The organism is Crocosphaera chwakensis CCY0110, assembly GCF_000169335.1.
Taxonomy (GTDB): domain Bacteria; phylum Cyanobacteriota; class Cyanobacteriia; order Cyanobacteriales; family Microcystaceae; genus Crocosphaera; species Crocosphaera chwakensis.
Map to the genome: position 1 here is coordinate 102,320 of NZ_AAXW01000004.1, position 13,249 is coordinate 115,568.

13 protein-coding genes are annotated in these 13,249 nt (G+C 36.4%); 2 read left to right on the plus strand and 11 right to left on the minus strand.

The window, feature by feature from the left end; genetic code table 11:
• Positions 1–39 precede the first annotated feature (39 nt).
• Complete coding sequence (locus tag CY0110_RS03915; protein ID WP_008273993.1) at positions 40–924, minus strand: glycosyltransferase family 2 protein; 885 nt, start codon at positions 922–924, stop codon at positions 40–42.
• Between the two features lie 87 nt (positions 925–1,011).
• Between CY0110_RS03915 and CY0110_RS03920 the strand changes: the two genes are divergently transcribed.
• Entirely contained in the window at positions 1,012–1,542 is a 531-nt protein-coding gene (locus tag CY0110_RS03920; protein WP_008273994.1) for a hypothetical protein, read from the plus strand.
• Between the two features lie 6 nt (positions 1,543–1,548).
• Positions 1,549–2,724: a hypothetical protein gene (locus tag CY0110_RS03925; RefSeq protein ID WP_008273995.1), complete on the plus strand. Its 1,176-nt coding sequence runs from the start codon at positions 1,549–1,551 to the stop codon at positions 2,722–2,724.
• Positions 2,725–2,796: 72 nt separating this feature from the next.
• On the opposite strand, the gene CY0110_RS03930 is transcribed toward CY0110_RS03925, so the two are convergent.
• The 10 genes from CY0110_RS03930 to CY0110_RS03975 all read right to left on the minus strand — a co-directional run bounded on the left by CY0110_RS03930 (position 2,797) and on the right by CY0110_RS03975 (position 13,231).
• Positions 2,797–3,564, minus strand: a complete 768-nt coding sequence (locus CY0110_RS03930) for a sulfotransferase family 2 domain-containing protein (protein ID WP_008273996.1) — start codon at positions 3,562–3,564, stop codon at positions 2,797–2,799.
• Positions 3,565–3,595: 31 nt separating this feature from the next.
• Positions 3,596–5,155, minus strand: coding sequence for a GMC oxidoreductase (locus tag CY0110_RS03935; RefSeq protein ID WP_008273997.1), 1,560 nt, complete (start codon positions 5,153–5,155; stop codon positions 3,596–3,598).
• Positions 5,156–5,161: 6 nt separating this feature from the next.
• Complete coding sequence (locus tag CY0110_RS03940) at positions 5,162–6,076, minus strand: glycosyltransferase family 2 protein (RefSeq protein WP_008273998.1); 915 nt, start codon at positions 6,074–6,076, stop codon at positions 5,162–5,164.
• A complete protein-coding gene (locus tag CY0110_RS03945; RefSeq protein WP_008273999.1) occupies positions 6,073–7,350 on the minus strand; it encodes an ABC transporter ATP-binding protein in 1,278 nt (425 codons plus the stop codon). Before CY0110_RS03945 ends, CY0110_RS03940 begins: the two co-directional genes overlap by 4 nt.
• A 1-nt stretch (position 7,351) precedes the next feature.
• Positions 7,352–8,206 (minus strand): ABC transporter permease, encoded by an 855-nt coding sequence (locus tag CY0110_RS03950; protein ID WP_008274000.1) that lies wholly within the window; start codon positions 8,204–8,206, stop codon positions 7,352–7,354.
• Positions 8,207–8,295: 89 nt separating this feature from the next.
• Positions 8,296–9,393 carry an endo-1,4-beta-xylanase gene (locus CY0110_RS03955; protein ID WP_008274001.1) on the minus strand — a complete coding sequence of 366 codons (1,098 nt, stop codon included), beginning with the start codon at positions 9,391–9,393 and terminating at the stop codon, positions 8,296–8,298.
• Positions 9,387–9,962, minus strand: coding sequence for a Uma2 family endonuclease (locus CY0110_RS03960; protein WP_008274002.1), 576 nt, complete (start codon positions 9,960–9,962; stop codon positions 9,387–9,389). Before CY0110_RS03960 ends, CY0110_RS03955 begins: the two co-directional genes overlap by 7 nt.
• Before the next feature lie 5 nt (positions 9,963–9,967).
• Positions 9,968–10,993 carry a glycosyltransferase family 2 protein gene (locus CY0110_RS03965; protein WP_008274003.1) on the minus strand — a complete coding sequence of 342 codons (1,026 nt, stop codon included), beginning with the start codon at positions 10,991–10,993 and terminating at the stop codon, positions 9,968–9,970.
• Between the two features lie 16 nt (positions 10,994–11,009).
• Positions 11,010–12,287 (minus strand): glycosyltransferase, encoded by a 1,278-nt coding sequence (locus tag CY0110_RS03970; RefSeq protein ID WP_008274004.1) that lies wholly within the window; start codon positions 12,285–12,287, stop codon positions 11,010–11,012.
• 26 nt (positions 12,288–12,313) lie between these two features.
• Positions 12,314–13,231: a glycosyltransferase gene (locus CY0110_RS03975; protein WP_008274005.1), complete on the minus strand. Its 918-nt coding sequence runs from the start codon at positions 13,229–13,231 to the stop codon at positions 12,314–12,316.
• Positions 13,232–13,249: the final 18 nt, after the last annotated feature.

Consider the following 13,249-nt stretch of genomic DNA (forward strand, 5'->3'; position numbering starts at 1 on the left):
TTACCAATTTTAATCAAGATTAACCTAAGAAATAGAAAATTATTGCTTTAGTTTGGAGATAAAAAATCCATACACATTAGCAAATTGTGATAAAAATAATAAAGTACAAAGAAATAGTTTAGAAGATTGCTGTGAGTTAGCAGTAAGGGGATAGGTTAATAATTTCCAATAAAAGTCTAAAGGTTCAACTTTAACGGAGGTTTGATTTCGTTGAGAACGAACTTGATGAAAATAATAAGCTCCACAACCATAATTAAAATGTTGTCGCCAAAATTTAGCTAAACTCAGATGATGAGAATGATAAATGATTGCTTCAGGGACATAATGTAATGAATATCCTTGAAAAAGCCAGCGATCGCAAAATTCCCTATCTTCTCCTGCTGCTAAAGGAAATGTCACATCAAACTGTCCGACTTTCTCAAATAAATCCCTAGACAGAGCAAAATTATTAGAGGCAAAAAAGGTTGCTTGAGCGGATTTTTGATTGTAATAATCGTAGAGATAATCGATTAATAATTGACTGGCTGATGAATAAAGATTATCGGGTAAAGCATTGATAGTTTTTCCTCCTAAGAGGGCGTTTGAAGTCTTAGAGAAGCTATTTTCAAGGGCTAAGAGCCAATTTTTATCTAGGGTGCAGTCATCGTCAGTAAAGGCTAAATATTGTCCTGTAGCTGCATTGGCCCCTGTATTACGAGCTTTTGCTGGCCCTGCATTTGTTTGACGAATAAGCGTAATATTAAGTAGATTCTGATAAGGCTCAACCGCACTATTAAGGGGTTCTTTGCTACCGTCATCAACGATTATAACTTCAAAATGTTCTTGTGGATAATAGAGACAACTAATGGACTCTAAACAAGTTTTTAATCGTTCAGGACGATTATAGGTGGGAATAACAATGGATATAAAGGGAGAAACACTCATAAATTAATGGATACAACCGATGGACAAAGATAAATTTTATAAATGAGTTGATGAGATAGACTAATTGTGTGAGATTGTAGGTTAATTATGGAAGAGACAGAAGTTTTAGAATCAAAATATGTTACTAATCATAATGCTCAATGGGCATTAAGACTGACAAAAATTTCCCTACTCATTATTATTTTAGGTGTTTGTGTAGTCGGGAGAAAAGAGTCAACCTGGCCAATTACTTCTTGGGCTTTATATAGTCGATATACAGCCCGTTTTCGGAAACCTAAACCCTCTGTATCTGTCACAGAACTTAGAGTGTACACCACAGCAGGCAATCTTCATATTGTCAAACCAGAACGCATTTTAACCATTCCTTACGACAGTCTTTCTCACGACATTGTTGAAAACGCCTTTAATAATACCGATATTAATCATCGAGATGCAAGCAGAAGATACTTAATGCAAGCTGTTTCCAATTTTATCGGTGAAGACACTAAAATTAAAACCATTGAAGCTTGGAATCTTTCTTATCAGGTGAAACCTTTAACTGTTCCTCCCATTGAAAAACAGTCTCCGACAAATGAGGTTCTGCTAGGAAGTTTCTCTCAAGAAGATATTACCCATTAGAAATTTATGAAACTTTATTCTCCGTTTAGCCGTTTAAATAATGGTATCAATGCTTGGTTTACTCAACCTGAAGTGGATGCTGCGGGCAATGTTGGAATTTTTAGAATAGTATATTCGTTATTTTATCTATGGCATTTAAGTAACCTTTCCTATGATTTTTTAAGCGGGATGCCTAACTTTTATGTGATAGAACAAGTTTATTTAGTTAGATATTTTTTTAAAGACTTTGGCGCGGCTCAGTCACCTTTATTTTTTTATACTTTAGAATCATTTCTTGTCGCTGCTTTAGTGCTGTTGGCTTTTGGTTATAAAACTAGAATGGCGACTATCGCCGTTTTGCTCACTGGTAGTTTGCTTGAAGCATTAGCTGCTTCTGTTGATGGCAAAAGAACCTTAACACCTTTAGTGTTTTATATTCCCTTTTTTATGATAATAATGAACTCATGGGGAAAAACTTACTCATTGGATGCAATAATTAAAAAGAATAAAACAGGTTCTTCGGTTGATCCTCATTCCTCTAACTGGGAGTATTTTTTACCAGGTCGCGCTCTATTAATTCTTATATCATTTTTGTTCTTAAATTCTGCTATTTTTAAAGTTGCTTTCGGTGGGGACTGGCTAAATTATTCTGATATGATGTCTAACTTTTTTTTGAATAGGAATATTGAAGCAGCGACCTATGATTTACCTTTGAATTGGTTAGCTCCTTTTATGTCTCAAACCCCTTTTATTTATCTCGGTAGTCACCTTACCACCCTACTTTTTGAAACTTTCTTCTTTTTGTCTGTAATCAACCGAAAAATTAGAGATTTTTTTGTCGCAGTAGCACTATTTTTTCATGCAGTTAATGGTCTTTGGTTTGTGGTTAGTGTTACCCCTATTATGATTTCTTATGGTATCTTTATCAACTGGCAAGGAATTAAAGATTTCTTTTTTCGTAATCAGGAAGAAAAGTTTTTCACTGAAAAAATATCAGCAAAGTGGTTAATTATATTGTCTCTGTTTTTAGCTACTCTTTTAGGCGTACTATGGCACAGTAATATAGGAATTCGTGCTTTATTTAATTTGAATGGTTTAATTGATTGGAGAACGATTTGGTATCCCATTTTTCCTTTTTCTATAGGATGGTTAATTCTTATACTGATTGATTTATTCCGTCAATTAAGATTTAAAGTTAACTGATGTTTCTATATTATTCTAAATTAATTTTTTTGAGATAAAACTGATGTATTTCTTTTTTAATGAAATTAGCTATCAAAATTTTTTTCTGGCATAAGCGTAAAATATTGAATCATATTTGCAAATTTCTTCTATTTTCTTTATAATTGATTCGTCAATTTTAGGCTTAGAAACTGGATTTTTATTCATGTGTGGAATTTTAACAGTTAAATTAAATTTAGCTTGTAAATCATTTGTAAATTGATCTAAATCATCTAAAAAACCAACTAAAGAAAACTTAGATAAGTTGGTTTTAGCAACCTCTAACCTTGTTTGCAAATTGGTGCTATCATAGCGAGAAAAATTTCCAAAGTAGTTAATATAATTTTGTCCTCTAAACTTTCCTCGTTCAGAGTCAATAAAATTTTCTAAACTCCCTTTAACTCTGGCATGGTCTTCTGGTTTATAGGCATCAAAAAAATACTGAGAAATATATCTTTTAACTGGATCTCTTAAAACAGTAATCCAAGAATATTGATTGTGATAGGCTTCCCAAATATCTGTATTAAAATGAAAATGTCCTGAAATATATTTTTTTCCTGTTGCCATTTCATAAATTAATAGAGATTCTCTCAGTTGAAATTTATCAATTCCACTATTAATTTTCTCGTTCTGATTCACCGCTTTAACTGCATTAGTGGTTAGTATTGAATCAACTTTATAACTATTTTTTTTTCCATAAATCATTCTCAGAGATTTATCAATTGATGTCCCTCCTGTTTTCGGAACGTGCATAAAAATAATGTGAGGCTTAGGAGGACTTAAAATATTTTGGACTTGAACTTTTAAACTTTCAACTCTCATAAACACATACCTTTTTAGAGATAAAACTAGATTAAAGATGGTCGTTTTGTGCGCTTGCAGTATTCATTAAAGTTGTCAGAGGTTGAGACTTTGTTATCTCAAGCAAATGCTCACCAAGACGACGGGCAAGGGCTAAAATCGTAAAAGTAGGAGAATAGGACGGTCCCGTTGGAAACACGGCAGAACTCGCCACATAAACGTTATCCGTACCAAATACCCGACAATTAATATCTACCACTCCCTCTTCAGGACAACTTGCCATGCGTGTTGTCCCCATTTGATGGGCTGCGTCGGTCATATTATCAATACAAGGGGGATCATCCCCAAACTCGAATCTACCAATACCTGCATCAGCAAACCGTTGGGTTAATAATTCCAAAGTTTTCGCCATCGAACGATGATCATGTTCTGTGAAGCACCACTCAACCTCTAGTTTTCGTTGACCCAGGGCATCTATTTCTTCTCCAAGCTTGATGCGACTGGCTTTTTGAGGAAGTTGCTCTGTCACAAACTTAACTCGGTAGGTGGACACCACGCCATTATTATCTCGACAAACTGGCCGACCTTGAATTATTCTTTTGAGTCGATCGCTTAGGGTTTCATAAATTGGCTTAATGTATAAAACGTGTTCTAGAAGCTCGTGTTCACGCTGAGTGTCATCATCTAAAGCAAAACAGATACAAAACCGAGGTTTAGGGGCATATTGTAACTCATGGGCGTATTGTCGAGTGAGATGACCTGGTATGAGAATTCCTGTATGATGTTTTGGATGATCGGTGTAGAAACGACCGACGAGATCATGAGCATTACCAATACCATGAGAGATTTGACGGTTAGAGGCTAATAACAGACGAGCTGCTTCAAACGCACCCGTCGCAAGCACAATAACATCACCCTCAACGGTAATTTCTCGACCCTCGAGGGAACGACAAACCACCCTATTAACCCGTTGACCCGAGGGATCGAGTTTTAACTCCGTTGCCGTCGCTCCTTGAATCACTTGTAAATTTTGGGAACGGCGCATTTCTTCTCCAAACCGAATGGCGGTACGAGTTGGGGTTTTCTCCCAATAAAAACTACTCATTTTTAAGCCATAGGCTGCAATTTTGCCTCGAAGTTCCCTAATTTCTGGGCGTACAGCCTCTGCCTCCAAATCACCAAACCCGTAATCTTTGGCAGCGGAGCGATAATGGTCTAGAAGATCGCTAAACTCTATGGGCCAACCACTGTTAGGAACCCAGTCTCTGCCGTCGAAATCAGATTGTTGTAAATATTTCCATTTTCCTGTCCAGACGTTACTGGTTCCCCCAAACTGACGCACTCGACTCACTCCCCGTAACTCAGGGGGTAAGTAGCGGTGATAGTAGGTATTGGGATTTAATTCTCGGTGACGTTTACCCAAAAAAATGACATCGTTTAAGGCTTGAATCTCAGGATCAAAGCGATCGCGTCCACTTTCGAGTAAAATCACGTCTCGGCCATGACGAGCGAGGTGGGTTGAGACTTCGGCCCCTGCAATACCAGAACCCAAAACTATCACTTGTCCTTTTAGTTTTGTTTGTTCGTTAATTTCTAAAATATCGGTAATCATATTTATTTAAGAAGAATTAGAGACGGTTAAAAATTGTTTTTGAAATCGGGTTGAGAAGGGGTGAAAAATAGAATAATATATCAGGAGAAAAATATGAGGAGGATGAAGTTTTAAAGCCCAGATCAAATGGATAAAAGCTGCTTTTTTTTGCTGCATTTTATAGGATTTTACAGCGTGTTTGTAAACAAATTCAGCAAACATTTTAGGATGACTGCTAAAAATCTCCTCGTGTTTTTTGATCAAACGTTGAAAGCTTTCTTGGCGTAGCTTATAATTGCCTGATACGCGATCGGTGCTATGGGAAAAAAGATGATAGGTTATCTTTGGTAAACCAATAAGCGTACATTGGGGATTAAGTCGTAAAAATAATTCCGAATGAACACGAGAGCGAAAGGTTTCGTCCCATCCCCCTATTTTCAAAATCAGATCCCGTTCCACCACTAGGGTTTGTTTCGTATGAAAAGACCGTCCCGGTTCTGGGGTTTCTAGAAAGAAATGATCGCCTTGAGGACAAAGGGTCGGAGGGATGCGCTTGGCGATAACTTTACCTGTCTCATCTACTTTTTGCAGTCCTGAAATCAGAGCAACCGGGGGATTAACGGTTGTTTTTTCCAAGGTTGATAGAGAAAGTTCTACCATCTGGGGCAATAGATAATCATCATCATCTAAATAAGTGATCCAGCGTCCCTTAGCTGCTTTAGTTCCTATATTTCGCGCCCCTGCTCCCCCCACATTCTTCTCTAAAAAAATAATTCGCAGTCTGGGATCATCTGGGAGAGTTGCTCTGTGTTGTGACGCATCATCGACTACAATCACTTCTACATCTTGGTAGCTTTGATTAAGCGCACTCTCAACTGCTCTCGGTAATAAATGAGGTCGATTATGAGTCGGAATAATAATACTGATTGGGGGATGACTCATGAGTTAACCTCCCAGCTACGGGGCTGATAAAATAGGCTGCGACTGGTTGATTGTTCAGAATCTACTTGAAAGCGAAAAGATTTTACTTTATCGAAGGAAAACACCCCTTCTTTTAAATAAATATTGGCACTGTAAACCCCTGCTAACAGACAACAGTAAGGCATTTTCATAGAGATTTCGTGATATCCAGGAGTCAATTTTATAGTTTGATGATCGGCAGTAGAGGTAATACTAACCACGCGATCGCCTCCTCCTGAGCTACAAGAAATCATCACTCCTACGTTGACATTTTCAACGGGTTTATGGGCTTTACATTGGATGCAAAGTTCGGCATATTCACCGGTTTGTAGGGTATCTAATCGATTTCCGTTCTTATCGTTAAAGCAAATTGAAAGAATATCTAATCCTAAACTTTCTGCTGCTGATTTTTCGGGTAATTTAATCCATCCTAGAGCTTTTTCTGTACCGTCAAGACGCAAATCAGCTTCATACTGACGAATGACATCTTGAGAATCTCCTTGTAACACCAGTTCTCCTTTTTTAAGGTAAATTGAGCTATCACAAACATTGAGAACATGATAGGGATTATGGGAAACGAGAATAAAAGAAGTTCCTTTTTCCCTTAGTTCTGCCAGTCGTTGATGACATTTCATCTTAAATTTAATGTCCCCTACCGCCAGCACTTCATCAATTAAAAGGATTTCAGGATCAATATGCACTGCACAGGCAAACCCCAATCTTGCAGCCATACCAGAACTATAACTTTGCACAGGAGCATCAATGGCTTCCCAAATTTCGGCAAAATCGATGACATCATCAAATCTTCGTTTAATTTCACGGGTAGATAATCCCAAAATTGACATATTGGCGTAGATGTTTTCCCTCCCCGACAAAATGGGGTTAAATCCTGCCCCTAATGCAATCAAAGGGGCAATACGTCCCCTAACTCTCACTAAGCCTGTATCGGGTTTAATCAAGCCACTGAGGATACGCAGTAAGGTACTTTTCCCTGCTCCATTTGACCCGACTAATCCTAACGCTTGTCCCCGTTGCAGTTGAAAGTTAATGTCTCGAAGGGCCCAAAATTCTTTACGTCGCAAGCGATGATTGTGTCGTCTTCCTCCTGTGAGATCAGCAGCAATATCTTTTACCCCATAAAATAGGGATTGTTTGAGGTCACGACAAAACTTTTTTGAGACTCCCTCAACTGAGAGTACAGGCGGTTCTTTTGCTTCAGATGTTGATACTAACGGTCGTTGAATATTAATTACCATGTTACGATGTGACCCTCTCGACGACATAAGGCATTGCGATACGAAAACTAATCCAAGTTAAGATTAAACCGATTAGGGTAAAGCCACTGACTAACCAAAATCCTTCGGGGTTAGATAAGGTTCCTGTGGTGGCTAACTCCCTTGTGGTTACTAGCAAAGGGGTAACAGGGTTCCAACTTACGAGTATGCCAAACAGTCCTTCTTTTGGAACAGGATAAATGACAGGGGTAAGAAATAGCCATAATCCTGTAGCCATATTTAAGCCTCTTGAGACATCTTGATATAGTAGTCCGATGGGGGCAAGCAAAACACCGATTAATGTTCCTAGTAAAATCAAATGAATTAAGGCTACTGGAGCGATAATAACACTCCAACTGACAGAGACTTTAAAAAATAGAAACAAACCAATAATTAAAACGAGTTTAATGGCAAAGTTAAAAACCACTTCTCCAAGTTTGGCTAGGATAATGGCTTCTCTGGGAAAGTTGACCCTTGCTAACATGGGTTTAGCTAAAATGACGGCTTGAATTGGTCCCATGAGTGAATCAACAAAGGTTTGCCACAGGGCTGTGCTGAACATAACATAAGCAGGATAGGGAATATCCGTATCTCCTACCGTAAAAACGTTGGCTTCTTTGGCTAAGGTAAAGCTAAGTGCTGTGGCAATGGGGGGAATAAATATCCAAGCGATCCCAAGTATTGCCTGTCGATATTGCGCGCTGATATCACGTACCATCAGTCGCCAGGCTAATTCACGGGAGGCCAGTAAATCGCGCCACATACTCGAAAATAAAAAACGAGGACGACGCAGTAAGCTATCGGGAGTATGAACAATTTCACGAGGTCTAGATAACATTTTTTTCTAAAATTGGGAATATCATAATGTTTTTTTATTAAACTAAATTAGGACTATAATTCTGAATCATTGATAATTGAGTCTAATTTTTAGGTACTTGAAGCAAAACTGTTGGCTATACTTTCCCAAGCTAACTTAGGCTTGAATTCTCGATCTAAGGGTAACGGACGCACTGGTGCTTTGTCGTTACGGGGACGATGTTTGGATAGCCAAGTATAGCGATCGCTTAATCCCCAGGTTAATACGCCAATGACGTTAGGTTCTTCTAAAACGGTATTCAAATACATTTCGTAAACCTCAGCAATTCTGCGATCGCGTTTTTCGTAATCATAAGGTAATCCTCGATCATAGACATCCATTTCTGTCACCATAATTTTTAAGTCTAAGCTGGCCACATCGGCTAAAAATTGTTTTAGTTTCTCTGCATTAAAACGGGTTTCTGGCCCTGATAAATGCGCTTGAATTCCTAGTCCATGAATGGGAGTGCCTTGTTCTTTTAGACTCCTTAAAAGATTTAAAACGGCTTCACGCTTGGCATTTTGATGGGGTATATCATAATCCAAATCGTAATCGTTATAAAAGAGCAGTGCATGGGGATCTGCTTCTGCTGCGACTCGAAACGCTATGTCAATATAATCTTTGCCTAACCATTGGAACCAAGGACTTTTCCGTAACCCTAACGGATGTCCATCTCTGACTTCAATGGCTTCGTTGACTACATCCCAAGAGTGAATTAACCCTTGATAATGACCTGCGACAGTCATAATATGCTCTTTTAAGATTGATTCTGCGTTCTGAGGATTGGCGGTTTCTTTTAGCCATTTTGGTATGGACTGATGCCAAACTAAAGTATGACCGCGCATTTTTAACTTATGGCGTTTAGCAAACTCTGCTAACCAGTCTCCCCGACTAAAATCATAATCGTTGGGTTTTGGATGAATTTTATGCCATTTTAAATCATTTTCTGGGGTTAGAATAGCACACTCTTCTATAAATCGCCTAGCAAATTCTTGATTTTCAGATAGCTTAGAATAGGCAGCAGCAGATCCATAAAGTAATCCTTTACGAGCAGCATAAGCTTTTAAAGATTTGGGATGCCTAAGCCATCCTGTTAACAGAGTCGTTGCCAGGGTTGTTCCTCCTAAATAAATTGCTTTTCTTCGGGTTACTTTTGGTATTTTTACCATAGAGATTCAATATTTAAAATAAAATTCGGGAGAACATTTTCTCCTGATAAAGAAGAAGGTTGATTTAATATTTCTTTTGGTCGTCCTTGACGATAAATTTCTACCTGTTTATCTTTAGGATTAATTAACCAGCCTAAACGGGTTCCATTATCAATATATTCTTTGAGCTTATCCTGTAAAGTTATCAAATTATCAGAAATTGAGCGTAATTCAATCACAAAATCAGGACATAGAGGAACAAACTTTTCTTGTTGATCAATAGTTAATTGATTCCATTTTTCTAAAGCTATCCATGCTGCATCAGGCGATCGATCTGCCCCATTAGGAAGTTTAAATCCTGTTGAAGAATCAAAGACAATACCTAATTTTGCCTTTCTATTCCAAAGGTTTAAATCAGTATTAATATCTGAATTATATTTTCCAGTAATACCTCCTGTTGGCGACATGATGATCAATTCTTTGTTAGCATTCCGTTCAAATTTAAGCTTAGGATTAGATTGACAAAGCTGATAAAATTGCTCATCGTCTAAGTCAATCACTGAATTAAAGTTAAGAGTAATAGTATTCATATTTTCTAATTATTAACAACAGTAGCTTTATTCAATTTGCCTGAACTTAATTGCTCTTGCTGATAAGCATGACGATGGGTCAAATAATTATTAATACGATGTTCAAACCACATCATCACTTTTTCTAATTTAGGACTATAAAGCCCAAAGGTAAGTCTAAAGATAATGGGTGCAATAAATGTCATTTTCCGTCGCCAACCCAATTTTTTATATTTTGAAGTAAAATATCCGTCTTCACTTAATTGCCATTTATCTCTAAGACGGTACAAACTTGATAATGTCCAGGCATTACTCCAACGCAACATATAGTAATGTAAATCGCTCCATTCTAAGGGTTCGCCAAAGGTATAAGTCACTAGGCTACTAGGTTCAAAAAAGACTTTTTCACCTTTTTCTCTAACAGTCATACAAAAATCAAGATGCTCTTTGGTATTCATCAAAGCTTCATCTAAAATCCCAATTTTATCGAAAATATGATGGCGAACTAAAACGCAATGAAATTCAGCTAATTCGGTTTCTGTTCGTTGTAATTCTGGAAGTAAATCTTTAACTTTTTTTCCCTGTTTATACATTTTTTCTCTCAGGCGTTTTCTGCCTGTTTTATCGACCCAAATATGAGATTCACCGCCCGCAAAATGAACAGTTTCGTGTAAAGGTTTTTCTTGACACATCAAGGGACCGACAACGGCTGCATTAGTTTCTTCAGCACAAGTTAACAGGGCTTTTAACCATCCTTTGCTGACGATTACATCATTATCGATGAAAACTAAATAAGGGGTTTTAACATGACTTAAGCCTAGGTTTCTAGCTTGATTAGGCGTTAAGTAATGGTCTATCCTTAATAGTTTAAACTGTTTATCTTCTGATTGTTGTTTTAAATAGTTACGAATTTTTTCAGGGGAATTACCATCAACGTAAATTAAGTTAAAGGGAATAGTTGTATGTTCATAAATACTTTCAAGGGATTCTTCGCTACAACTAAATCGCTCACGAGGAACAACTACAATGGTAACTTTAGGGTCTAATAGCATTAAAATTAATCCTCCTTTAAGATGATAAATTTACAGAATTTAAGTTTAAGTTAAGTAAAGATTGATTTGAGGTAAGAACTTGCTGATAAATTTCTACTAGCCTATCATTTAGTTTATCTAAATCGTAGTGTTTTTCAACATAATCACGTCCTGCTTTTCCCATATCACTCCATTTTTCGGGATGCTGAATCAGTAAGTTTAATTTATCAGCTAAAGTATCAACATCTCTCTCAGGAACGAGATAACCCGATACACCATCTTCAACTAATTCAGGAATGCCACCATGATAGGTACTAATCACAGGTAAACCCATAGCCATTGCTTCTTTTAAAACATTAATAGGTGCGTCTTGATTACCATCTTTAGCTGTGACACTGGGAGCAATAAATAGGTGAGAGTTATCTAAAATTTCTTTAATTTCTTGTTCATTTTTCCAGCCAACTAATTGAATTTTATCTTGCATTTTTAATTCTCTAATCAGCTTTTCAAAATAGTCTCTTAATTCACCATCTCCAATAATTTTATATTCTAAGTTAGGTGTTATTTGTGCTTGTTTAGCTACAGCCTTAATACTATATTCAATCCCTTTTTTTTCTACTAACCGTCCTGTAGTAGCAATACAAATCTTTTCATTTTTTTCAAGAAAGCGAGGTTTAAAAATAAACGCTTGATAATTTAATCCAGAACGCAGAACAGAAATTAAATTAGGATTACAACCTAGGTCAATAATTCTTTGTTTAAAAAAATCACAATTAGTTAAAAAGTAGTTACCTTCTTTGAATAACCTATCGTAAACGTGAGAACCATTTGTATCAATATACTTACTAATATCTTCTCCCCGAAAAGTTGTAATCAAATCAGCTTGAGGACTATTCATTTTACGAAACCAAATACCCCGATAACCTTGGGTTCCAAATTGACAATGGATGATGTCATAAGGTTGCTCGCATTGAGGAAACAGCATATAAATAAGGCGAAATGATAGAGCTTCAAATCCGTATTTCCAAACATTTAAACTATTGAAGCTTTTTCTTTTATTTAATGTTAGATATTTTCTAAGTAAATTTATTCCGTTTACTACCCTTTTGAATAAATTTTCTGGCATCAGAGGAAGATAATAGGTTCTATCTAATAAATTATATTGTTCAACTAAGGGTTGAAGATGATTAATATCTCCTTGTTTTTCTGCATAAACATCAACTTGATGACCTCTTTGAATCAGTCCTACCATTTGATTAATCACAAAAGTTTCTGATAGAGTGGGGAATTCATGAACTAAAAAAGCAATACGCATTTTAAATTAATTGAATTTTTATATCTTTATAATCTAGCGGATTCTTTACCTAATTTTACTCTTAATAGTTCCCAAGCACTACAATACCTAACAAAAAACATCACTAAAGAAACTTGTAATTTTTCCTCTAAAGATTGAAAGCGTTGATCTCTAAAAACTTTAATTAAAAAATTAATGGGTGGTGTCAAATTATATCGTAAATATCCTAAAAATAATAATTGTTTTTGTAAGGAAGAAGTTAATGCTTTTGATTGTCTTTGAAAACTTCCTGATGCTAAGCGAATAGTTCTTTGATACAGTTGTGACCAAGAATGCCGAGCAGGATGAAAAATACAGACTTCTTCAGCATAAATCTGCTCATATCCTTTCTCATAAACTCGATTTCCCCATTCTAAATCACCATTGGATTTAAGACTATCATCAAAGCCACCGACTTCATCAAAAATCTTACGATAGGTAAACACATTAGCGGTTGCAGCCCCATGATATTCAGCTAATAGTTTTTCTTGGGGAAAAGCGGTAACACTTTCATACAATTCTATGGCAGTGGGTTGATTAGGATTTCTAAAAAAGAGTTCTATTTTTCCTGCTACTAATCCACAATTAGGATGAGCTAATAAAGCACTAACCCCATTTTTTAACCAGTTAATTGTAGGAAGACAATCTGAATCTGTAAAAGCAATAATTTCTCCTTTTGCTAGAGACAAACCTTTATTTCTAGCAGAATAAGATCCTTGCTTTGCTTCATAGGCATAATGAGTCTGGGAAAATTGCGAAACAATAGCTTTGATATTTTGTTCTTTATCAGAAGCATTATCAATAACAATTACTTCATAATTGTCAGTAGGATAGGATTGATTTTCTAAGGCTTCTAAGCATTTTTTAAGCCTTATACCATCATTATAAACGGGAATGATGATAGAAACCATCGGAAAAACATTCATGAAAAAAGAACCTAAAAT

Bases quoted from the DNA above. Each gene is read 5' to 3' on its own strand.
- CY0110_RS03955 (WP_008274001.1), bottom strand. From the start codon at position 9,393: ATGGTAAAAATACCAAAAGTAACCCGAAGAAAAGCAATTTATTTAGGA.
- CY0110_RS03965 (WP_008274003.1), bottom strand. From the start codon at position 10,993: ATGCTATTAGACCCTAAAGTTACCATTGTAGTTGTTCCTCGTGAGCGA.
- CY0110_RS03960 (WP_008274002.1), bottom strand. From the start codon at position 9,962: ATGAATACTATTACTCTTAACTTTAATTCAGTGATTGACTTAGACGAT.
- CY0110_RS03935 (WP_008273997.1), bottom strand. From the start codon at position 5,155: ATGATTACCGATATTTTAGAAATTAACGAACAAACAAAACTAAAAGGA.
- CY0110_RS03930 (WP_008273996.1), bottom strand. From the start codon at position 3,564: ATGAGAGTTGAAAGTTTAAAAGTTCAAGTCCAAAATATTTTAAGTCCT.
- CY0110_RS03940 (WP_008273998.1), bottom strand. From the start codon at position 6,076: ATGAGTCATCCCCCAATCAGTATTATTATTCCGACTCATAATCGACCT.
- CY0110_RS03950 (WP_008274000.1), bottom strand. From the start codon at position 8,206: ATGTTATCTAGACCTCGTGAAATTGTTCATACTCCCGATAGCTTACTG.
- CY0110_RS03920 (WP_008273994.1), top strand. From the start codon at position 1,012: ATGGAAGAGACAGAAGTTTTAGAATCAAAATATGTTACTAATCATAAT.
- CY0110_RS03915 (WP_008273993.1), bottom strand. From the start codon at position 924: ATGAGTGTTTCTCCCTTTATATCCATTGTTATTCCCACCTATAATCGT.
- CY0110_RS03925 (WP_008273995.1), top strand. From the start codon at position 1,549: ATGAAACTTTATTCTCCGTTTAGCCGTTTAAATAATGGTATCAATGCT.
- CY0110_RS03945 (WP_008273999.1), bottom strand. From the start codon at position 7,350: ATGGTAATTAATATTCAACGACCGTTAGTATCAACATCTGAAGCAAAA.
- CY0110_RS03975 (WP_008274005.1), bottom strand. From the start codon at position 13,231: ATGAATGTTTTTCCGATGGTTTCTATCATCATTCCCGTTTATAATGAT.
- CY0110_RS03970 (WP_008274004.1), bottom strand. From the start codon at position 12,287: ATGCGTATTGCTTTTTTAGTTCATGAATTCCCCACTCTATCAGAAACT.